Raw genomic sequence first — 21,833 nt, 5'->3', positions numbered from 1 at the left:
TCATTGGTTTTTACGAATAAAAAAAAATTGTAGATTTGCGAAAGACCTTTAATAAAATTTAATTAACAAAAAACACTATGCTTACAATAATTCTTATTGCAGTTGCGGCAATTCTGCTTACAATTGGTTTAGTTTGGATCATTGACAAATTTTTACCTTCAAGTTTAAAACCAGTTTTAATTATTGCACTTTGGGCTCTAATTGCATTTTTAGGATACCAAACGTTTATGTCGGTTTACAAACCCATCGAATTCAACCAGATTAAGAAAAAGCGTTATACTCAGGTTATTGAAAAATTAATCGATATCAGAGACGCGCAGATGGCTCACAAACAAGTAACAGGAGACTTTGCAGGTAATTTTGATAACTTAATTAAATTTATTGATACAGCACAATATACCATTACACAGCGTAGAGATTCTACCATTATCGATGAGGAACTTACAAAACGTTACGGTGGTGTAGAAATGACCAAAGATATCATTATTATTGATACTTTAGGATTTGTACCGGTAAAAGATTCATTATTTAAAACGTCTAGCCGTTACAAGAATATGATGGAGCTTCCTGCAGGAATTGGACCAGAAGGAGCTAAAATAGAAATGAAGGCAGGGACTTTAAATCAGGATGATGTTAAGATTCCTGTATTTGAAGCGTCAGTTAAAAAAGATGTTATTCTTTCTGATCAAGACAGAGATTTAGTAATTCAGGAAAATCAGGTTGTATCTGTAGACGGTGTAAACGGAGACAGAATTCAGGTTGGTTCTATGGATGAAGTAAAAACTAACGGAAACTGGCCAAAAACTTTTGGAGACGACGAATAATACCAAACAAACAATAAAACATCTGGAATTGTCCATTCAAATTAGTTTGAGTGGACTTTCTTTTTCTGTATTAAACCGAAGTACTAAAGAGGTTTTCACTCACAAACGTATTCAGTTTAAAACTCCTGAAAACCCGTTCAGACTTTTAGACCACATACAAACCCTATTCAATACAGAGGAAGTGCTTAAGCAGGACTTTGCTGCTGTTCAGGTTATTCACTGTAACGAATTATCTACCCTTGTACCCAAGGCATTGTTTAGCGAAGACCATTTGGGCGACTATTTAAAATTTAATTCTAAAATTTTAAAAACCGACTTTATCACTTTTGATGTTTTAGAAAGTAACGACGCTGTAAATGTATACGTGCCATACGTAAACATAAATAATTTTGTTTACGATCATTTTGGAAGTTTTACATTCAAACACTATTCAACGGTGTTAATCGAATCCATACTTCAACTGGAAAAAAATAACAAAGTACCTAAATTATATGTGCACATTGATAAGCGTCATTTCGAAATTGTAAGTGTAAATAATGGTGTCTTACAATTTTACAATACCTTTGAATATAACACTAAAGAAGATTTTATTTACTATCTTCTGTTTACCATAGAACAGCTAAAACTTAACCCGGAAACTATAGATCTGGTGTTTGTTGGAGCTATTTTAAAACATGACGATTTATACAATATGGCATACACCTATATACGTCACGTTAGTTTTGGTAAACTAAATAACAACTTTACATTTAAACAACAACCACAAACTCAGCATGCCGAGTTTATTTTACTAAATAGTTTTTAATGCGTATTATTTCCGGAACATATAAAGGTCGAAAAATAGTGGCTCCTAAAACCCTTCCTGTAAGGCCAACCACCGATATGGCTAAAGAAGCGCTGTTTAATATTTTAAATAATCAGTATTATTTTGATGAAATATCTGTGCTAGATTTGTTTGCAGGAACGGGGAGCATAAGTTATGAATTTGCATCTCGGGGAACTGAACACATTACCTGTGTGGATCAGGACTTTGGCTGCATAAAGTTTATTAATACCACTGCCGAAGCTTTCGACATGCCCATTCGCACGATTAAAAGTAATGTCTTTAAATATTTAGAACAGGCTACTCAAAAAGCAACTGTAATTTTTGCAGATCCGCCTTACGCCTTCGAATTGGAAGAATTTGCTAAAATTCCGCAATTGATTTTTGAAAATGACGTATTGGAAAAACATGGCCTTTTAATCGTAGAACATTCTAAACATACCGATTTATCGCATTTAAATATGTTTAGTTACTCCAAAAGCTACGGTGGTAATATGTTTAGTTTTTTTGAATACCCACAAGACGATTACACCACCGAATAAATGAAATACAGTGTTTTAATCGTTAGTCTCGTCCTTGTTCTATGGTCATGTAGTTCTAAACCAGAACAGCATATTACAGGGACGTGGAATATGATTTATGCGGAAACAAAAACCAACAACTCTCTTACAGTTAAAGATTTGAACACTGTTTCTTTTACAAAAATTATTACCCCTACACATTTCGCCTTTTTTAACACCGATTTAAAGGATGTAAAAAACTCCTACAGCGGCGGTGGCACCTACACTTTAAAAGATTCTTCATATATCGAGGTATTACAATTTACAAATATACCAGGCTTAAAAGATCAGACTTTCGACTTCATCATTCAGTTTAAAGGAGATACGCTTATACAAAAAGGGCACGAACATATACCTGAAGCAGGAATAAGCAGGTTTATTACCGAAAAATATATAAAGCAACAAAAATAGGTTTACACCTACTTACTAACATAACATCTACACTTGTATATGTTCAACTATTATTTTTTAAATAAACATATAATTATTTGTTAAAATAAATATAATTTATGTATTTTAGACCTCGCTAAGTTAAAACCGTTGAATATCTCAATCTTTTAACGAAACCATTAAAAGATTGTAAAGATACTTGAAAAAGGAAAATTTCCGCCAACCAATTAACAACTAACCAACCATTATATAACCAAAAACAAAGCCCTTTTTAAAGACTTAAAAAGGGCTTGTTTGTTTTAAGTAAATCTATAAGCCGAATTCTGTACCCTTTAAATTACAAGAATAAATTAAAAGGCCCTTATCATTTATCTGAATGTATTGTTACCAATACACTTTAGCTGCCTACCCTCCAACATCGAACGTGCCGCCCTCAAACATTGGTATACATGGCATTGCACCACATAGAGTTTACCTGATTTCACTACAGCATTACCTGTACATTCTTTCTGTTGCACTTTTCCTAACCTTGCGGCTGGTGGCCATTAACCACTATGTTGCACTATGGTGTTCGGACTTTCCTCTATTCTAAACGAACAGCGATAAGGCGATTTACTCGGTGTAAAATTACAACAAAGAAAATCTATATCCCATTTAAAAGTTTATAATTCTCCAGGTGCTTTTTCCTGTGCTGTTGTTAATAACTCATCGTAAATTATAAGTTCGGGATTCCGATTTTTAAATTGAATGTTTAACTTTGCTTCCTAATATTACCTATGGAACATTTTATAGTATCAGCTCGTAAATACAGACCTCAAACCTTTAAGGATGTTGTGGGGCAACAGGCTATTACAAATACTTTAGTAAACGCCATAGATAATAATCATTTAGCTCAGGCGCTTTTATTTACAGGTCCTCGAGGGGTTGGTAAAACCAGTTGCGCCCGAATTCTGGCTAAAATGATAAATCAGGAAGGTAATGAGAATAGCGAAGAGGATTTTGCTTTTAATATATTCGAACTCGATGCCGCTTCCAATAACTCCGTTGATGATATCAGAAATTTAACCGATCAGGTTAGAATTCCGCCACAGATTGGAAAATATAAGGTGTATATTATCGACGAGGTGCACATGTTGTCTCAGGCCGCTTTTAATGCCTTTTTAAAAACATTAGAAGAGCCACCAAAACACTGTATTTTTATTCTGGCAACAACCGAAAAGCATAAAATAATTCCTACTATTTTATCGCGTTGTCAGATTTTTGATTTTAAACGAATCACGGTTAAAGATGCTAAGGAATATTTAAAATATATTGCCGAAGAACAGGGAATAACTGCCGAAGATGATGCCTTGCATATAATCGCTCAAAAGGCCGATGGTGCTATGCGAGATGCGCTTTCCATTTTTGACCGAGTAGTTAGTTTTTCCGGAAAGAATTTAACAAGACAAGCCGTAACAGAGAATTTAAATGTTCTGGATTACGAAACCTTTTTTAAGAGTACCGATTTAATTCTTGAAAACAATATCCCGCAATTATTATTACAATTTAATAATACACTTGCCAAAGGTTTTGATGGACAGCACTACATTGCCGGTCTTGCTTCGCATTTCAGAGATTTACTGGTTTGTAAAACACCACAAACAGTAGAATTACTCGAAGTTGGTGAAGAAACTAAAGAACATTATCTTACTCAGGCCAGTAAAGCCAGTCAGCACTTTTTGCTGGAAGGAATTAATCTTGCCAACGAATGCGATTTAAAATATAAATCGAGTAAAAATCAACGACTACTGGTCGAACTTTGCTTAATGCAGCTTGCCTCTATCACTTTTGATGGAGAAAAAAAAAATAGCAAACGGTTCGTAATACCGCCTTCTTATTTCAGAGCGAAAGGTATCGCACCTATCGCGGTTAATGTACCGGACACCTCCAAAGTTAAAGCTGTAGCGGCCACTCAGTCTCATGTTTCTGAAACTGAAATTCCTCCAGTCAAACCTAAAGTTAACGTAGAAGTTTCTAAACCGGGTATAGAAAAAATTGTGTTATCCGGAGCTAACAAACGAACATCCGGCCTGTCACTAAAAAGCATTCGGGCTAAAAAAGAGCACGTTATAAAACAAAATGAAATTGTTCATGACGAAGCCGACAAACCTACGGATGATTTTACAGAGGAGGCTATGCAGCAAGCATGGCAGGAATACGTGGGTATTATAGAAAAAGACGGCATGTTTAACTTGGCCTCTATTTTAAGTATAGATACGCCTAAACTTGTAAATACAACCACTATTAAAGTGGTCTATCCAAACGAAACCAATAAGTTAGAGGTCGAAAGAAACCAATTCGACCTTATGAATTATCTAAGAAAACGTCTCAATAATCACGACGTAACTTTAGAAATAGAAATTAACGAAGAAAAGGAAAAGCAATATGCTTATACTGCCAGAGAAAAATTTAATAAACTCTGCGAAAAGAATCCAAGTTTAGAACTTTTACGTAAAACCTTCGATTTAGATGTCTAAGTTTATTCTGAATAAAATACTACCCTTGTTTTTTTTAGCGTTTATTTTGCTATGCTTTAATTGTGATGGCAGAGATAGTATAAAAAAAAATCATACTCAGGTGCTTGAAGAAAATAACTTAATTCAGGAATTTTCAGAACAGGTAACCTATATTCCGGAAACTAATTTAGAAACAGTAACAGATACACTTTTAAGTTCCGGATATAAGATTCATATTAAAACCTATTTTAATATGGATTCCAGCGTGTTAAAGACCAGGCATCAGGATAGTTTAAATCTTAAATCGTATTACAGAAATGGCCTGGCTGATGTTATAATTAGTACAGATGATAACGTTTTGTTTAGTAAAACCATAACCAAAACTTTTATAAGGGAAAACCTGAGTAAACCAATAGAGGGATTGAAATCTTTTATTTTAAAAAGTATCTGGATCGACGAAAATACAGCTCTTAATGGTACAGTAATTGCAATACAAATGGAATATTGTATACCTGAAACACAGGACTGTCTTACGTTTAAATTAAGCGTTAAAACCTCAGGCGAATACCAATTAAAACAATTATAAAGTATGTTAGGCTTAAAATTACCAACGGACCCAAGATGGGTAAATATTGTAGAAAAGAATATTGAAGATATTTTAACAGACCATGCATACTGCGAACAAAAAGCAACAAGTACGGCAATTTCTCTTATTGTTAGTTTTCCGGAATATACTGATTTGGTTCAGGAAATGATAGCTTTGGTAAAAGAGGAAATCAGTCATTTTAAATTGGTGCACGACAAAATTTTAGAAAATGGCTGGGTACTTGGTCGCGACAGAAAGGATGAATATGTAGTTAAACTTCATACGTTCTTCCCAAAAGGTGGAAGTCGTACTACTCAGTTAGTTCATCGTTTGTTGTATGCCGCTTTAATAGAGGCACGTAGTTGCGAACGATTCCGTTTACTTTCTGAAGAACTGGAAGATAAAGATCTGGCTGAGTTTTATCGCAAACTTATGGTGAGCGAAGCGAACCATTATACTATGTTTCTGGGCTTTGCAAGACAATATGGAGATCGCGCAGAAGTAGATAAAAAATGGCAGGACTTATTGGAATTTGAAGCAGATATTATGAAAGATCTGGGAAAAAGAGAAACCATTCACGGTTAACACGGTTTAGCTTATACACGACTTTATTGCCGAAATAGCATAATCTATTTCTTCTTTAGTATTAAAACGACTAAACGAAAATCGTAATGAGGCCTTCTTCAAGTCCTCTTCATTTAAAATAGCCTCCAAAACATGGGAGCCTTTCTGGCTTCCACTCTGGCAGGCACTTCCTCTGGAGCAGGCAACCCCCTTTAAATCCAACTGAAATAATAGTATCGATGCTTTTTCGGCAGGAAAAGGTAAACATACATTTACCAAAGTATAAGTATTACTATTTAAACTATCAGAATTACCATTAAACTTTACTTCTGGAATTTCTTCCTGTAAATGCTTAGTAAAATAGCTTTTTAATTCACCTATATATTGTGCTTCGGTTTCTAAATTCTCGTAAGCCAGTTTGAGAGCTTCACCTAAACCAACAATGTTATGTACCGATTCTGTTCCAGCGCGCAAACCACGCTCCTGTTCGCCACCAAGAATTAATGATTTTAGTCCTGCTTCCTTTCTAAAAAACGTAAATCCAATGCCTTTTGGACCATGAAATTTATGGGCGCTGGCTACTATAAAATCTACAGGAATCTCATTTAAATCAAGCTTAAAATGCCCTACAGACTGAACCATATCACTATGGAAAAGCGCCTCGTAATTTCTGCATAACAGACCTACTCTTTTTAAGTCGAGAATATGTCCTGTTTCGTTATTAATATGCATTAAACTAACAAGAGCCTTACCTGCTTTGCCTTTCAGCAATTCTTCCAAATGCGAATAATCTACATGACCTGTTCGGTCTAAATCAATATAATCAACTTTAACATCGTATTGCCCAGCTAAAGCCTCTACAGTATGTAAAACCGCATGATGTTCTATACGTGATGTAATAATATGCTTAACCTGTAAATCGCGAACAGCATATAACAGCACCTGATTATTAGCTTCTGTACCACCAGACGTAAACACTATTTCGGAAGCGGTGACTCCAAGTGTAGATGCAATGTACTTTCTTATTGTTTCAATTAAAACTTTAGACGAACGACCGTATCTGTGAGTAGATGAGGCATTTCCAAAAAACTCTCGCATTACAGATGTCATTTTTAAAATCACTTCTTCACGTAGCGGAGTCGTTGCCGCATTGTCTAAATACACTTGTTTCATAATCACAAAAATACTTCAAATAAAATAATTTGTGCTTTGCCTCCTTATAAATTCTCAAATCATTTATTTTTGCAATTAAATTATATTTCTATGCGCAAATTATCTTTGTTTTTAAGTCTGAGTTTATTTAGTATATTATCCTGCGACGATGGTGATTTGATTACAGTAGAATTTGATTTTGATGATACGTTTGCAGCATGTGGCGAATTGGTATTTTACAATATAAAAAGTGATCCTTACGAATCTTTATCTTTAAAAATTTCCTCACCAAGTATTACTCTGGATACACTATATAATGTAGGTGCCGATAATACTAAAACCATTACAGTAAATATAAACGAAACCTCAAATCCGTTTAACTACCGATCGTACAATGCAGATCCTTCGGATTTTTTCTGCAACGATGTTCCTCCTTCGGGTATAACAATAACAAACGATTTGCAAAGTTCGGGTGGTGTAGCGACTATTTCTTCGCTTTTAATAGAAGACGATAACGATGGTATTCCAGCTGAAGTTGAAGACGAGAATTTAGACGGAGATAATGATCCTAGTACCAATCCAACCGATCGTGACGGTGATGGTATTCCAGATTATTTAGATGATGATGACGATGGTGATAATGTAAAAACCAGTAGTGAATCGCCAAATTATGTTGTTGGCGTTGGCTTTGTTGATTCTTTAGACACAGATGGCGATGGTATTCCTGATTATTTAGATCCGGATGACGACGGAGACGGCGTTTTGACCCGTGATGAAGAAAACAAATCTCAGGACCAAAACCCGACTAACGATATTACTTATAGTAGTGTAGGCGCCGATTATTTAAATCCGGATGTTGCAACTACAGTGAAAGCAACAGCTTATAGAGAACATACTATAGAACAAAGTTATGAGGTAGATGTGCAGCTTACCAATATACAATTACCGGGTGTGAGTCAGGATGTTTTTGAACTGGGAACTTTGGAGGATAGCTCCTCATCTAAAAAACGATATGTAACGCCTGAATTTCCTTAATTACTTCTGGTTTTGAAAAATATATACTTCGGTAGCTCCCAAACCGTATTTCTGGTAATTGGCATCGTAGAATTTTAAATTGTCGTAGCGATTAAACAGGTATTCCAATTCCATTCGTAATACCCCCTCACCTACACCATGGATAAACACAACTTTTTGTATTCGGTTTTTAATGGCGTATTCCAGTTTATGCTTAGCTGTATCCAGCTGTATGTTTAACATTTCATGATTAGCCATATATTTTGTCGATTTCACCAGTTGATGAATATGTAAATCGACTTCCATAGCGGCTTCGAAGCGCTCCTTTGGTTTAATTCTTACAGACTTTTTCGGCTTATAAGATTCTTTTTCTGAGATGACATCATGTAAATTTTCATTAAATAATTGTCGGTCAAAATCCTGTTTCCCTCCTAGTTTAATAAGCTCTCTGGCTTCAAACTGCATCGGAAACCCATCCATCGTCTCAACTGAAATCAAACTACCTTCAACCTTCGATACCACACCTGTAATATCTTCGTCTAAAGCAGATACCTTATCCCCGACCTTTAATTTACTCATGCTCTGCATCGTTAAATTCGTCTTCTCTGTTCTTTTTACTCGGAATAGATTGTGATAATCTAAAAATTCCAAACATTAAAACACAAATACCAATAATTAAAATATATTTATTCTGATTCGGATCTATTTTGGCGAACATGGCCACGATAATACCAATAACGATTAAAATGTAATTTATACCTTGTCTTGATTTCATGAGTAAGAAGCTAATCTATTTGAAAATCCAAAATTACAATTAAAATCACATTTTCGCTTAAATTAATAGGCAAGGCATTGTATTTTACCTGGACATCTTGTTTATTCGTCCTACGCTAAATTTTATATTTGTAGTATAACTTCCGGAATATGGTATCGATTGAAGATTATATGTTACCCTGTCTTACCAAGAAATTTCTTGGTATGGATTGTTTTGGTTGTGGTATGCAGCGCGCCTTAGCTCTTGTTTTACATGGTGAATGGACTGCTGCATTTAAAATGTATCCGGCCATTTACACCTTAATTCTTTTAGGCCTTTTTCTTATCTTTAACATATTCGTCACTTTTAAATACGAAGAGTTTATAAAAAAGTGGCTTTTTATAATCAATATTTCAATTATCGTAATCAGTTATCTATTAAAAATAACCCACTAATCAAGACCAAATGGAAAAAATTAAACTAAACTCGAATGTCGTATATATCTTATCTGCACTGGGACTACTTTGCTGTTGTTTCGCGGGATTTGGTGTTATACCTTCAGGAATTGCCTACTACATCGCACAAACTAAACTAAAGGAAGCGGAATTAAATCCAGAAAATTACGATAATATTCAGGGGATGAATACTGCTAAAACAGTGGCTCTGGTGATTGCCGTTATAAACATCATGTATTTATTGTATACCGCATACCAGATTTATACTGTTGGCTGGGATAACATTATGATCCAGTCAGAAGAAATGATGGAGCAATGGAATATGCAGCAACCTGTTTAATTAATTAATTAATTAATTAATTAATTAAATGATTGCATTTTACTAAACCGAAAGTATTAGAAATATAAAAAGCGGCTAATATTATTATTAGTCGCTTTCAAATTTATAGCAAAATTAAGTTAGTTTACTCGAACTGTTTTAATGTTTTAACTATGATACTGACACAATCCTGTAGTTGATACTTCGTCATAACCAGTGGTGGAGCAAAACGGATAATATTACCATGTGTTGGTTTGGCTAATAAGCCATTATCGCGTAAGGCAAGGCAAATGTTCCAGGCTGTATCGCTTTCTTCGTCATCATTTATAACTATAGCATTTAATAAACCCTTTCCTCTTACCAGCTTGGCAATTTTACTCGTTTCTATATATTTATTTAATTCACTTCGGAACAATACTCCTAATTCTTCGGCTTTTTCAGCTAAATGTTCGTCTTTAACCACATTTAAAGCTGCAATGGCTACTGCAGCTGCAACTGGGTTTCCTCCAAAAGTACTACCATGATTTCCTGGTTTAATAACATCCATTACAGCGTTATTAGCTAGAACTGCACTTACAGGATAAACACCTCCACTTAATGCTTTTCCCAGAATAAGAACATCTGGCTTCACATTTTCATGATCTACTGCCAGTAATTGCCCTGTTCTTGCAATTCCGGTTTGTACTTCATCTGCGATAAACAAAACATTATGTTTTTCACACAAAGCTTTTGCTTTTGCCAGGTATCCTTCACTAGGTACATAAACTCCCGCTTCTCCCTGTATAGGCTCAACCAGAAAACCTGCTACATTTGGATTTTGCTTTAAAGCGACTTCTAACGCTTCAAGATTATCGTATTCTATTTTTATAAACCCTTTAGTAAACGGTCCAAAATGTTCTCTGGCCACCGGGTCATTGGAGAAAGAAATTATAGTTGTGGTTCTTCCGTGAAAATTATTTTCGCAAACAATTATTTCTGCATCATTCTCGTGGATTCCCTTTTTTTCATAAGCCCATTTACGACACAGTTTTAAAGCCGTTTCAACAGCTTCGGCACCTGTATTCATAGGTAACAGTTTATCGAAGCCAAAATAATCGCAGGCAAACTTTTCGTATATTCCTAACATATCATTATAAAAAGCACGCGACGTCAGGGTAAGACGTTTAGCCTGCTGAACCATGGCTCCAATAATTTTTGGATGACAATGCCCCTGGTTTACGGCCGAATAAGCCGATAAAAAATCGTAGTATTTTTTTCCTTCTACATCCCACACAAACACACCTTCTCCCTTTGTTAAAACTACAGGTAGTGGATGGTAATTGTGTGCGCCGTAATCGTTTTCTAATGCAATAGCCTGTTGTGACGTTAATTGTTCTAAAACAGCCATAATCAAATTTTGTTTAAAATTGAAACTTTACTATTCCTATCTTTTTTCCTTAATAAAAGCGAAGAAAAATGGAGAGAAATCATCCATTATTGCAACGCAAATTACTAAATATTAAAGGTTCCTTAAAATTATTAGACTTGTTTTTATAAGATTCTAATCGTTTTAAAACAGAAATTAAGCTCAGGGGTAAAAATTTTCTTTAGACATACATTTCAAAAGCCAAAAAGACCTTATTTTTGCGGCATGTCTAGAAGAAATAAAAAGAAAGTATTTACCAATATAGAAGTGGTAGATGCCGGAGCAAAAGGAAAAACCATTGCCAAATCGCCGGATGGTGCTGTTATATTTTTACCTAACGCCGTTCCTGGCGATATCGTAGATATTCAAACCTTTAAAAAACGTAAATCGTATTACGAAGGGAAAGCTACAGTGTTCCATAAACTATCGGAAAAAAGAACAGAACCACAATGTGAGCATTTTGGTGTTTGTGGTGGTTGTAAATGGCAGGATATGGATTATAAATACCAGTTGTTTTACAAACAAAAAGAGGTAGAAAATAATCTTACCCGTCTGGGGCATATTGAACTACCGGAAGTAACACCTATTTCCGGTTCTAAAAACCAATACTTTTACAGAAATAAAATGGAGTTTTCTTTTAGTGATAGCCGATGGTTAACATTAGAAGAAATAAATTCTGATGAAAATTTAGAGGATAAAAACGCTTTAGGATTTCATATTCCCGGTATGTGGGATAAAATTTTAGACATCAAAAAATGTCATCTTCAAGCCGATCCGTCAAATGCTATTCGTAATAGTGTTCGTGCATTTGCTGTTGAAAACGATCTTGAATTCTTTAATACCAGGAATCAGACCGGACTTTTACGTACACTCATGATTCGCACGTCCTCTACAGGAGAACTTATGGTACTTATTCAGTTTTTTAAAGAAGATAAGACTAAACGCGAATTATTACTTAATCATTTAGTGGAAACTTTCCCTGAAATTACTGCTTTGTTATATGTAATTAATGGAAAAGCAAATGATACGCTTTACGATCAGGAGATTCTATGTTACCATGGGCGTGATCATATTTTTGAAGAAATGGAAGGCTTAAAATTTAAAATTAACGCCAAATCCTTCTATCAAACCAATTCCGATCAGGCCTACGAATTATATAAAATTACACGTGATTTTGCCGGATTAACCGGTAAGGAATTAGTATATGATTTATATACCGGAACGGGAACTATAGCTCAGTTTGTAGCAAAAAATGCTAAAAAAGTTATAGGTGTTGAGGCTGTACCTGATGCTATTCTTGCGGCCAAAGCTAATGCTGAAGCTAACAATATAGCTAATGTCGATTTTTATGTTGGAGACATGAAAAACGTGTTTAACGATACCTTTATTAAAACTCACGGTCAGCCAGATGTTATTATAACCGATCCGCCAAGAGATGGTATGCATAAAGATGTGGTCGCTATGTTACTTAATGTGGCACCTGAAAAAATAGTGTATGTAAGCTGTAATAGTGCTACTCAGGCCAGAGACTTAGCTCTAATGGATGAAATGTACAAGGTTACTAAAGTGCAACCCGTTGATATGTTCCCGCAAACACATCATGTGGAAAATGTTGTACTTTTAGAAAAAAGATAAATCATTATTTATGAAATACCCCTTAATTCTAGTAGTCTTACTTGGTCTATGCTTTATAAGTTGTGAAAGAGATGACATCTGTTCTAACGATGTTCCTACAACCCCGAGTATTATCATCAGGTTTTACGATGTAACCAATCCTAATGTAGATACCGAAAAACAGGTTGTAAACTTAAGAATTCAGGGTGTAGGTAATTCGGAAGTGTTGCCAGACTATAATATTGTAGCCACAGATTCCATTACCATACCATTAAAAACAAACGATACAATTACAGAATACAGGCTCCATAAGGAATATGTTGTAGATGATAATGACACCGAAGACGATACAAGTGATGATATTGTTAAGGGTAATGAAGACATTATTACTATTTCTTACAATATGGAGCATGAATTTGTATCTCGCGCCTGTGGCTACAAAACCATTTATAATAATGTAAGTATAAATCTGGTTGAAGACGATAATAACTGGATTCAACTTATACGAGCTGTAAACGATAACCAATCTGTAGAAGATGAAAACCAACAACATTTTAAAATATATCACTAACTCCTTTATTTTTTTATTGTGTTTTAACGGCGCTCTTCTGGCTCAAAATGACTCCTTAAGTATTGTGGTTGTGGATTCGGTTAAAACAACAGTACAGGATTCTGTAAAAATAAAGCAGAAATACGGTTTACGTGTTGGTATCGATATTAGTAAACCAATCAGGACCTTATTTGAAGACGACTATAAAGGTTTAGAAATTGTTGCCGATTATCGCCTTACAAAATTCTGGTATATTGCAGGAAGTATAGGTACCGAAGATAAAACAACGACTAATGACTTTTATAGTGCTACTACTACCGGAAGCTATTTCAAGGCAGGAATAGATTATAATGCTTACCGTAACTGGCTGGATATGGAAAACCTTATTTATGGTGGTTTACGTATTGGAGCAAGTACATTTAGTCAAACTGTAAATAACTATCTGATATATACAGAAAATCAGTACTGGGAACCACAGTTCTCTACCAGCGAATCCTATAAACAATCCGGACTTTCAGCACTTTGGACAGAGTTAGTGGTTGGTTTAAAAGTAGAAGTTTTAAACAATCTGTTTCTGGGAGTGCATGCTGAATTCAAAATGATGCTGGCCCAGGATGAACCCAACAATTTCGAAAACATTTACGTTCCCGGATTTTATAAAACTTACGACAGCGGAGCCTTCGGTTTTGGTTATGGCTACAGTATATCTTATCTCATTCCGCTTTACAAAAAAGACAAATAAACTTTTGTCCGTTTTCCTGCTTCTTAGCGCGTATTAAAATGTTATTATTTTCTTAATTATCAAGGAATTCCAATTGTTCCTTCTACTACTTTACGTTTTATTTAATTAACTTTAATGGAGATATCAATTAACGCTAAAATCAATAACATTTTAATTATGAAAAACTTAAAAAATATTTTTATGGTATTAGCTCTTGGGCTAATAACTGTTTCGGTACAGGGGCAAACCGAAAAAGATAAAAAAATAATGACGGATGCCGATAATGCTAAAACCACTTTACTGACCAGTAATCCCGACCTAAAAAAATTCTTTAATGAAGCTGCTGGTTATGTCATTTTTCCAAATGTTGGGAAAGGCGGTTTTATCGTTGGAGGTGCAGCTGGTAACGGAGTACTCTACAAAAAAGGAGGCAAAAAACTAGGAATGGCTAGTCTTAAAAAAGTTAATGTGGGCTTTCAGGCTGGTGGTGAAGCTATTATAGAAGTTATCTTTTTTGAAACCGATAAAGAACTGAAGGAATTTATGGAAAGTAAATTCAATTTCTCAGCAGAAGCCTCTGCCACAGCTTTAAAATCAGGAGAATCTTTCAATGCCAAATATACCGAAGGTGTTGCTGTATTTACGCAAACCAAAGGAGGCTTAATGGCTGATGTCTCTGTTGGTGGACAGAAATTTAATTTTGAAGCCTTTGATGAATACTAAATATCAAAATGTACTATAATAAAGAAAAAAGCAAGTGGTTATACTTGCTTTTTTGCTTTCTTACTACCTTCATACATCATATATTTCACCAATCGCGATTCTAATTTCGCATTGAATAGTTTTATTTTTCGCGAAGGTCTTAAACCAACAAACTTTAATGCATCCAGATTCGAAGTAATTAACCAGGCATCTGTTCCTGGGTAATTTTGCTTTAAAGTATCGCCTATATTTTTGTAAAACGCTTCCATTTCTATATTTAAACGTTCTCCGTAAGGCGGATTAAATAACATGTGTAATTTATCCTGACCTCCTTTTTGCGTTTTGAAAAAATCCTCGTGTTTAACCGTTATAAATTCATCCAGATGTGCATTTTTCACATTCTCTTTAGCCTTTGCAACAGCAGAAGGCGATTTATCATAACCAATAATTTTATAATGAAAATCTCGTGTTTTCTTTAATAAAGATTCCTCTATTTTTTCAAACAAATCCACATCCCAGTCTGCCCAGCGTTCAAAGGCAAATTCTTTACGCATTAAGTTTGGCGGTATGTTACAGGCAATCATAGCGGCTTCGGCCAGAATGGTTCCACTACCACACATCGGATCCATAAAATCAGACTGTCCATCCCATCCCGATAACATAATTAATCCGGCGGCCAGCACCTCATTTATTGGAGCAATGTTAGTGGCGGTTTTATATCCGCGCTTATGTAATGAGTCTCCCGAAGTATCTAAAGAAATTGTACACTTCTGACGGTCTATATGAATGTTGATTTTTAAATCGGGAAATTTCAAATCTACACTTGGCCTCACTCCTGTTGTATTCCTGAATTTATCTACAATAGCATCTTTCGTTTTTTGAGCAATATATAAAGAATGCGTAAACACTTTAGAATTTACTGTAGCATCTACAGCCAAAGTCCCCGTAGGTTTTAAATACTCTTCCCATGGCATTTTATAAATATTATCGTAAATATCCTGCTCAGATACCACTCGGAAGGTCTTAATAGGTTTTAAGATTTTTATGGCTGTTCTAATTCCTAAATTGGCCTTATACATAAATCCTTTATCGCCAACAAAACTGACATTTCTCACACCCTGTTCTACGTTCTGAGCTCCAAGCTGAGTTAATTCCTTTGCCAATAATTCTTCAAAGCCAAATAAGGTTTTGGCAACCATCTTAAAATTATTCTCCATTATTTACTTTAAATAGATTACAAAAATACAGTATTTTTGCGCCTTATAAAGTTTAGTAATGATAAAAGATAATACAACGTGGTATACTGCATGGTTTGACACTCCGTTTTACCATATTTTATACAAAGAAAGAAATGATGCTGAGGCACATCACTTCATGGATACTCTTACTAGCTATTTAAACATTTCAGAAAACAGTAAAATTCTGGATCTAGCCTGTGGCAGAGGGAGACATTCGTTGTATTTAAATTCTCTTGGATTTAACGTAACCGGAGCCGATTTATCCGAAAACAGTATCAGGCATGCTAAACAATTTGAAAACGAACGGTTAAGATTTAAGGTTCACGATATGTGTAAACCGTTTTCCGAAAAATTCGATGCTGTTTTTAATTTATTTACAAGTTTTGGATATTTTGACAATGAAGAAGATAATCTTAATACTATAAAAGCCATTAAAACCGATTTAAACGAATTTGGTATTGGTGTAATCGACTTTATGAATAGCGACTATATAATTAATAATCTGGTTGCTGATGAAACTAAACACATCGATGGGATAACCTTTAATTTAAAACGCTATACCCAAAACGGTTATATTTATAAAGACATTAATTTTAATTTTGAAGGCGAAAACTTTAATTATCAGGAACGTGTTAAAGCATTTACTTTAAATGATTTTGAAACGCTTTTTGAAGCTGCTGAAGTAAACCTTTTAGAAGTTTTTGGAAATTACAAACTACAAAAATTCGATCCCCAAACCTCCGATCGATTAGTCATGTTATTTAAATAATGAATTCATATTTACTTCCCATATTAGCCGTAGTTTTAGGTGTTATTCTGGCTTTCTTCGGTAAAGACAAAACCATTTTCAATACCAAGTTATTGTTGTCGTTTAGTGGTTCATTCCTACTGGCTCTAACTTTATTTGAATTGTTACCGGAGGTGTACCATCATTTACCTACCAAACAAACCGGCCTTTTAATTATGTTTGGAATTTTAATACAGATTGTATTGGAATTCCTGTCTAAAGGTGCCGAACACGGTCACATTCATATTCACAAACATCAGCATCAGTTTCCTTGGTTATTGTTTATAAGTTTGTGTATCCACAGTTTTTTGGAAGGTTTTCCAATACATCATCATAACGATATGGTATATGGTGTGCTAATACACAAAATTCCAATAGCGACTTTAATAACTACATTTTTAATACAATCCAATTATAGTAAAAAGCAAATTATAAGCTTCTTATTTATTTTTATGATAATGACTCCGTTGGGAACCTTTATTTCCAATCATGTTACTCTGATAAAAGAGTATATATTGTATATTAATGCCATAGTTATTGGGATATTTTTCCATATTTCGACCACCATTTTGTTTGAAAGCAGTGAAGGTCATAAATTTAATCTTACTAAACTTCTGGCTATAATTGCCGGAGTTGCTATAGCCTATCTCATTTAAATTAAATTATGTTTAGCAGAGAAGAATCCAGACAACTACGAGAATTATTTTGGACCAGTTTCGGAAAGTCCTTTCCCAGAAAATGGCTGTTGTACAACACTAAAATAAAAGGCTTCAGCTTTAAATTTCATTTCGATACCAAAAGTGCACTAGTCGCTTTAGATGTGGAAGAAGATCTTGAAAACCGAATAAAATACTGGGAGAAATTAGAATCCTTAAAATCTATTTTAAAAGAGGATTATTTACCTGATGCTATTTTTGAGGAAGAATTTATGTTAGACAATGGTAAAGAAATATCGAGGATATATCTGCCTTTAGAGCAAAAAGTGTCCATTCACAATAAAAACACGTGGCAAGAGGTTATGGAGTTCTTTAACGAAAATATGGCTAAGTTCGAATCTTTTTTCGAAGATTATGAAGATGTAATTAAAGATTAATCTTCATTAAATTACATACTTAAAAATCATCAGGAAATGACTAATGGCACCTGCCAGAACAAACAAATGCCAGATGACGTGATTATATGGCAAGCGTTCTAAAGCATAAAATAGAATGCCTACTGTGTAGAAAAATCCTCCGGCAAAAAGTAAATACACGCCATTTGTTCCGATTACCTGAGATAAATTGGTAAAATCGAAAACAATAAGCCAGCCCATAACAAGGTATAATAAAGTAGAAAACACTTCAAATCGTCCGGTAAAAAACAATTTCAGAATCAATCCAAACCCGGCAATTCCCCAGACAGTCCAAAATAAATTCCAGCCTAAACTTTTGTGTAAAGCTATTAATAATACAGGCGAATAGGTTCCTGCAATTAACAGGTAAATACTAATATGATCTATGATGCGTAGATAGTATTTATGACGCTTTTTGGTTACCGAATGGTACAGTGCTGATGCTGAGAATAGGATAATAATAGAAATACCGTAAACTATAATACTAAACAAACTCCAACTGGAATGCTGTTTGGTGTAAAGTAATAAAAGTATCAGCCCAATAACACCAAGAACAGCTCCAAAAGCATGGGTTATAGTATTCCACTTTTCTTCTACAGATGTTTGTGTACGTCTCATACTAATCTTCTTCTAATCGTTTTTTCCATCTTGCGACAACCTCTAGAAAGTCAAAATCTAAAACCGAGGGTTGCCGCTCCAGTACTCCATTTTGAAAGTTACGCTGTAAAATATCTTCTATAAAATAATCTTCTTTAACCTCCATCGGATTAAATTCTTCTTTTAACGAAATGTCAAACAATTTCGCGGTATTATTAAACCAGAATGCTCTCCAACCACTTCTTAAACTTTTAATCAAATCGAATGTTGTATTTCCGGTTTGCCGGTGAATTAATTTTACAAGAATTTGTCCTTCCGTGCGTGTTAGTTTTTTTAATTCTTCAGAAAATTCTTCTTCCAAATATTTCTGAACCTGTTTGGTATATTTCTTTTGTTGTCGCTTCTTTCCCAATAATTCAAGACGTGTATTAAGCTCCTGCAACCGGTCGGCAGCCATTTTAGCATAAGGATATACTTTAAGCGTTTTTCGTCGTAAGATTAAATACTGTACACGTTCCTTTTTGTCTGTAAAATGAATCTGGTTAAAAATAAGCACTTCGTCCAGGTCTATAGATTTCCTTACTATCGAATCGCCTTCCATTACAATATAATAATCTGATATACTGTCGTTCCTTTTCTCAATCTGAGAAAAAACGATTACAGGGAAAAAGAATAAAATAATGGGTAGTATTTTCATACAATCAAGACAGCCAAAAACTATTCCAAAATTAATAATTTACAGGGCTTATAACTTTAAATTCGCTTTAATATTATTATTTTTATCCAAAACTTACACGAATGGCAAAGAAGAGTATATTAAATAAAAAATCGCTTGACTTTTTAGAAGCGTATTTAAATAATGCAGCTCCAACTGGTTACGAATGGACCGGACAAAAATTATGGATGGATTATTTAAAACCTTATGTAGACGAATTTATTACCGACACTTATGGTACTGCTGTAGGTGTTATTAATCCTGACGCACCTTATAAAGTGGTTATTGAAGGACATGCCGATGAAATTTCCTGGTACGTAAATTATATTTCGGATAACGGTTTAATTTATGTTATTAGAAACGGAGGTAGTGATCACCAGATTGCGCCAAGTAAAATAGTAAATATTCACACGAAAAATGGCATTGTAAAAGGCGTGTTTGGCTGGCCGGCTATCCATACCAGAGATAAAGCTAAAGAGGAAACTCCCAAACCAGAAAACATTACCATAGATGTTGGTGCTAAAGATAAAGCAGAAGTTGAAGGCATGGGCATTCATGTTGGTTGTGTAATAACTTACCCGGATGAATTTCATATTTTAAATGGAGACAAATTTGTTTGCCGTGCTTTAGATAACAGAATGGGTGGATTTATGATTGCGGAAGTTGCGAGATTGCTTCATGAAAACAAAAAGAAATTACCATTTGGATTATATATTACCAACTCGGTTCAGGAAGAAATTGGTTTACGTGGTGCCGAAATGATTACTCAAACCATTAAACCAAATGTGGCCATTGTAACTGATGTAACGCACGATACCACTACTCCTATGATTGACAAAAAGAAAGAAGGTCATTTAGAAATTGGTTTAGGTCCTGTTGTAGCGTATGCACCGGCTGTTCAACAAAAATTAAGAGATTTAATTACAGATACAGCTGAAGAGAAAAACATACCGTTCCAGCGTTCGGCTTTATCAAGAGCTACAGGAACAGATACCGATGCCTTTGCTTACAGTAATGGCGGAGTGGCTTCTGCTTTAATCTCATTACCGCTTCGTTACATGCATACCACGGTAGAAATGGTACATAAAGACGATGTTGAAAATGTAATTAAACTGATTTACGAATCGCTTTTAAAGATTGAAGAAGGCGAAACATTTAGTTATTTTAAATAAAAACATTAAGCCTCAGAAATCTGAGGCTTTTTTAATTGCTATTATGGACGAACTTATAGATATCGTTACAGAAACCGGGAAAGCAACAGGTAAAGTTGCGCCTAAATCGGAAATTCATTCTAAGGGCTATTACCACAATACAGCGCATTTATGGTTATATACTAAAACAGGTGAAATTTTACTGGCACAGCGTAGCTATAAAAAAGCTATTTGTCCGGGAATGTGGGACGTTTCTGTAGCAGGACATGTGGATGCTGGAGAAAGTATAGAAGCAGCAGTACTGCGTGAAACTAAAGAAGAACTGAGCCTGACGCTTTCTGAAAAGCAATTAACAAAAATAGGTGTCTTTCCCTGTTTTCAAAGTTATAATTCCGGTATTACCGATAACGAATTCCATCATACTTTTCTTGCAGAATTAACGGTACCTGTGGATAACTTAACACCACAACCCGAAGAGGTTGAAGCTTTTAAATTAGTATCCATAGCACAGTTTAAAAAGCTTTTAACCAATAGTGAAAATAATGAGTATTTTGTACCTTCCAATCGTGCCTATTATTTGGAAGTTCTTAAAAATATAACCGAGTCTTTATAGTATTTTACGCATGAATCTACTAGTTTTAGCCCTCGCTCCCATAGTCATTATTGTTACTTATATCTATTATAAAGACAAATACGAGAAAGAACCTAAACTTCTATTGGTTTACAATTTCTTACTAGGCGCCTTTGTAAGTATTTTTATCACTACCTTATTTTACATTATTTTCGACTATGCACTTCCCTTAGATAGTGCGAGTGTATTACAACAATTTGTAAAAGCATTTCTTGTTGTTGGCTTTACCGAAGAGTTTAGCAAGTATGTCATTATTCGCTATTTCGCGCAAACCAATCCCGCATTTAATGAACCTTTTGATGGTATTGTATATGCCGTTATGGTGTCTATGGGGTTTGCTGCAACAGAAAACATTTTTTATGTGTTGGAAGGCGGTCTTAATTCTGCTCTTTTAAGAGCTTTTACGGCAGTGCCAGCTCATGCGACATTCGGTATTTTAATGGGGTATTTTATGGGTAAAGCAAAATTTTCAAAAAAAAGTATAAAACTTAATTTAACTGGATTACTTTTGGCTATAATTTTTCACGGGAGTTATGATTTCTTTTTATTCATAAATTTTGTGCCTGGAGTATGGGTTGGAGCTTTCATTTCGCTAGCTATAGGACTGCTCTTAGCAAGAAAAGCAATAAAAACTCACCAAGAGAATTCATATTTTAAATAATAATTGCAAACAAA

27 protein-coding genes and 1 other RNA gene are annotated in these 21,833 nt (G+C 34.7%); 20 read left to right on the top strand and 8 right to left on the bottom strand.

The genetic code is table 11. The features are described from left to right. The first annotated feature begins 77 nt into the window (after window positions 1-77). The 4 genes from I3217_RS02095 to I3217_RS02080 are packed head-to-tail and all read left to right on the top strand — an operon-like array spanning window position 78 to window position 2,618. On the top strand, window positions 78-824 hold the full coding sequence (locus I3217_RS02095) for a hypothetical protein (RefSeq protein WP_435048070.1): 747 nt from the start codon (window positions 78-80) through the stop codon (window positions 822-824). After that, a complete protein-coding gene (locus I3217_RS02090) occupies window positions 808-1,629 on the top strand; it encodes a DUF3822 family protein (RefSeq protein ID WP_435048069.1) in 822 nt (273 codons plus the stop codon). Before I3217_RS02095 ends, I3217_RS02090 begins: the two co-directional genes overlap by 17 nt. Beyond that, window positions 1,629-2,189 carry a 16S rRNA (guanine(966)-N(2))-methyltransferase RsmD gene (rsmD, locus tag I3217_RS02085; protein WP_435048068.1) on the top strand — a complete coding sequence of 187 codons (561 nt, stop codon included), beginning with the start codon at window positions 1,629-1,631 and terminating at the stop codon, window positions 2,187-2,189. The genes I3217_RS02090 and rsmD overlap by 1 nt, the downstream gene beginning before the upstream one ends. Continuing rightward, window positions 2,190-2,618, top strand: a complete 429-nt coding sequence (locus tag I3217_RS02080) for a hypothetical protein (RefSeq protein ID WP_435048067.1) — start codon at window positions 2,190-2,192, stop codon at window positions 2,616-2,618. Window positions 2,619-2,893: 275 nt separating this feature from the next. On the opposite strand, the gene rnpB is transcribed toward I3217_RS02080, so the two are convergent. Beyond that, an RNA gene (rnpB, locus tag I3217_RS02075) (RNase P RNA component class A) lies at window positions 2,894-3,216 on the bottom strand. Window positions 3,217-3,373: 157 nt separating this feature from the next. On the opposite strand from rnpB, the gene I3217_RS02070 reads away from it, so the two are divergent. The 3 genes from I3217_RS02070 to I3217_RS02060 are packed head-to-tail and all read left to right on the top strand — an operon-like array spanning window position 3,374 to window position 6,263. Further along, window positions 3,374-5,113 carry a DNA polymerase III subunit gamma/tau gene (locus I3217_RS02070; RefSeq protein WP_435048066.1) on the top strand — a complete coding sequence of 580 codons (1,740 nt, stop codon included), beginning with the start codon at window positions 3,374-3,376 and terminating at the stop codon, window positions 5,111-5,113. Continuing rightward, window positions 5,106-5,678 (top strand): hypothetical protein, encoded by a 573-nt coding sequence (locus I3217_RS02065; RefSeq protein WP_435048065.1) that lies wholly within the window; start codon window positions 5,106-5,108, stop codon window positions 5,676-5,678. Before I3217_RS02070 ends, I3217_RS02065 begins: the two co-directional genes overlap by 8 nt. A 3-nt stretch (window positions 5,679-5,681) precedes the next feature. Next, window positions 5,682-6,263: a tRNA-(ms[2]io[6]A)-hydroxylase gene (locus I3217_RS02060; protein WP_435048064.1), complete on the top strand. Its 582-nt coding sequence runs from the start codon at window positions 5,682-5,684 to the stop codon at window positions 6,261-6,263. 6 nt (window positions 6,264-6,269) lie between these two features. Here I3217_RS02060 and I3217_RS02055 read toward each other — a convergent pair whose 3' ends face one another. Next, window positions 6,270-7,415 (bottom strand): cysteine desulfurase family protein, encoded by a 1,146-nt coding sequence (locus tag I3217_RS02055; RefSeq protein WP_435048063.1) that lies wholly within the window; start codon window positions 7,413-7,415, stop codon window positions 6,270-6,272. 90 nt (window positions 7,416-7,505) lie between these two features. On the opposite strand from I3217_RS02055, the gene I3217_RS02050 reads away from it, so the two are divergent. Then, a complete protein-coding gene (locus I3217_RS02050) occupies window positions 7,506-8,429 on the top strand; it encodes a hypothetical protein (RefSeq protein ID WP_435048062.1) in 924 nt (307 codons plus the stop codon). On the opposite strand, the gene I3217_RS02045 is transcribed toward I3217_RS02050, so the two are convergent. Both I3217_RS02045 and I3217_RS02040 read right to left on the bottom strand, forming a co-directional pair. Continuing rightward, window positions 8,430-8,987 (bottom strand): Smr/MutS family protein, encoded by a 558-nt coding sequence (locus I3217_RS02045; protein ID WP_435048061.1) that lies wholly within the window; start codon window positions 8,985-8,987, stop codon window positions 8,430-8,432. After that, a complete protein-coding gene (locus tag I3217_RS02040) occupies window positions 8,980-9,183 on the bottom strand; it encodes a hypothetical protein (RefSeq protein ID WP_435048060.1) in 204 nt (67 codons plus the stop codon). The genes I3217_RS02045 and I3217_RS02040 overlap by 8 nt, the downstream gene beginning before the upstream one ends. Before the next feature lie 149 nt (window positions 9,184-9,332). Between I3217_RS02040 and I3217_RS02035 the strand changes: the two genes are divergently transcribed. Together I3217_RS02035 and I3217_RS02030 are read left to right on the top strand one after the other, a co-directional pair. Further along, complete coding sequence (locus tag I3217_RS02035; RefSeq protein WP_435048059.1) at window positions 9,333-9,617, top strand: DUF2752 domain-containing protein; 285 nt, start codon at window positions 9,333-9,335, stop codon at window positions 9,615-9,617. 10 nt (window positions 9,618-9,627) lie between these two features. After that, window positions 9,628-9,957: a CCC motif membrane protein gene (locus I3217_RS02030; RefSeq protein ID WP_435048058.1), complete on the top strand. Its 330-nt coding sequence runs from the start codon at window positions 9,628-9,630 to the stop codon at window positions 9,955-9,957. A 124-nt stretch (window positions 9,958-10,081) separates the two neighbouring features. Here the strand turns inward: I3217_RS02030 and rocD are convergent, their stop codons facing one another. After that, window positions 10,082-11,323: an ornithine--oxo-acid transaminase gene (gene rocD, locus I3217_RS02025; RefSeq protein ID WP_435048057.1), complete on the bottom strand. Its 1,242-nt coding sequence runs from the start codon at window positions 11,321-11,323 to the stop codon at window positions 10,082-10,084. Between the two features lie 243 nt (window positions 11,324-11,566). Here rocD and rlmD point away from each other — a divergent pair, with 243 nt between their 5' ends. From rlmD to I3217_RS02005, 4 genes are all read left to right on the top strand, one after another. After that, a complete protein-coding gene (gene rlmD / locus I3217_RS02020; protein ID WP_435048056.1) occupies window positions 11,567-12,976 on the top strand; it encodes a 23S rRNA (uracil(1939)-C(5))-methyltransferase RlmD in 1,410 nt (469 codons plus the stop codon). A 10-nt stretch (window positions 12,977-12,986) separates the two neighbouring features. After that, window positions 12,987-13,526, top strand: coding sequence for a DUF6452 family protein (locus I3217_RS02015; RefSeq protein ID WP_435048055.1), 540 nt, complete (start codon window positions 12,987-12,989; stop codon window positions 13,524-13,526). Next, window positions 13,492-14,247: a DUF6048 family protein gene (locus tag I3217_RS02010; protein WP_435048054.1), complete on the top strand. Its 756-nt coding sequence runs from the start codon at window positions 13,492-13,494 to the stop codon at window positions 14,245-14,247. The genes I3217_RS02015 and I3217_RS02010 overlap by 35 nt, the downstream gene beginning before the upstream one ends. A 156-nt stretch (window positions 14,248-14,403) precedes the next feature. Beyond that, a complete protein-coding gene (locus tag I3217_RS02005; RefSeq protein ID WP_435048053.1) occupies window positions 14,404-14,949 on the top strand; it encodes a YSC84-related protein in 546 nt (181 codons plus the stop codon). Between the two features lie 38 nt (window positions 14,950-14,987). On the opposite strand, the gene I3217_RS02000 is transcribed toward I3217_RS02005, so the two are convergent. Continuing rightward, window positions 14,988-16,145, bottom strand: coding sequence for a THUMP domain-containing class I SAM-dependent RNA methyltransferase (locus I3217_RS02000; protein ID WP_435048052.1), 1,158 nt, complete (start codon window positions 16,143-16,145; stop codon window positions 14,988-14,990). A 58-nt stretch (window positions 16,146-16,203) separates the two neighbouring features. Here I3217_RS02000 and I3217_RS01995 point away from each other — a divergent pair, with 58 nt between their 5' ends. The 3 genes from I3217_RS01995 to I3217_RS01985 are packed head-to-tail and all read left to right on the top strand — an operon-like array spanning window position 16,204 to window position 18,046. Next, a complete protein-coding gene (locus tag I3217_RS01995; RefSeq protein ID WP_435048051.1) occupies window positions 16,204-16,935 on the top strand; it encodes an SAM-dependent methyltransferase in 732 nt (243 codons plus the stop codon). Continuing rightward, complete coding sequence (locus I3217_RS01990) at window positions 16,935-17,609, top strand: ZIP family metal transporter (protein WP_435048050.1); 675 nt, start codon at window positions 16,935-16,937, stop codon at window positions 17,607-17,609. Before I3217_RS01995 ends, I3217_RS01990 begins: the two co-directional genes overlap by 1 nt. A gap of 8 nt (window positions 17,610-17,617) precedes the next feature. Continuing rightward, window positions 17,618-18,046 carry a DUF4268 domain-containing protein gene (locus tag I3217_RS01985; RefSeq protein WP_435048049.1) on the top strand — a complete coding sequence of 143 codons (429 nt, stop codon included), beginning with the start codon at window positions 17,618-17,620 and terminating at the stop codon, window positions 18,044-18,046. 6 nt (window positions 18,047-18,052) lie between these two features. Here the strand turns inward: I3217_RS01985 and trhA are convergent, their stop codons facing one another. Continuing rightward, the gene (gene trhA, locus I3217_RS01980) at window positions 18,053-18,682 is read right to left on the bottom strand and encodes a PAQR family membrane homeostasis protein TrhA (RefSeq protein WP_435048048.1); all 630 of its coding nucleotides are present in this window, start codon (window positions 18,680-18,682) and stop codon (window positions 18,053-18,055) included. Window position 18,683: 1 nt separating this feature from the next. Further along, on the bottom strand, window positions 18,684-19,358 hold the full coding sequence (locus I3217_RS01975; RefSeq protein ID WP_435048047.1) for a DUF4294 domain-containing protein: 675 nt from the start codon (window positions 19,356-19,358) through the stop codon (window positions 18,684-18,686). 101 nt (window positions 19,359-19,459) lie between these two features. On the opposite strand from I3217_RS01975, the gene I3217_RS01970 reads away from it, so the two are divergent. From I3217_RS01970 to I3217_RS01960, 3 genes are read left to right on the top strand one after another with little or no spacing between them, the layout of a single operon-like run. Next, on the top strand, window positions 19,460-20,548 hold the full coding sequence (locus I3217_RS01970; RefSeq protein WP_435048046.1) for a M42 family metallopeptidase: 1,089 nt from the start codon (window positions 19,460-19,462) through the stop codon (window positions 20,546-20,548). Next, window positions 20,514-21,140, top strand: a complete 627-nt coding sequence (locus I3217_RS01965; protein WP_435048045.1) for an NUDIX hydrolase — start codon at window positions 20,514-20,516, stop codon at window positions 21,138-21,140. Before I3217_RS01970 ends, I3217_RS01965 begins: the two co-directional genes overlap by 35 nt. Before the next feature lie 10 nt (window positions 21,141-21,150). After that, on the top strand, window positions 21,151-21,819 hold the full coding sequence (locus I3217_RS01960) for a PrsW family intramembrane metalloprotease (protein ID WP_435048044.1): 669 nt from the start codon (window positions 21,151-21,153) through the stop codon (window positions 21,817-21,819). Window positions 21,820-21,833 lie beyond the last annotated feature (14 nt).

The sequence above is a fragment of the Formosa sp. S-31 genome (genome assembly GCF_051172795.1).
Classification (GTDB): Bacteria; Bacteroidota; Bacteroidia; order Flavobacteriales; family Flavobacteriaceae; genus Formosa.
Note: the sequence above shows the minus strand (reverse complement) of the source record. Positions and strands in the feature narration are given on the sequence as shown.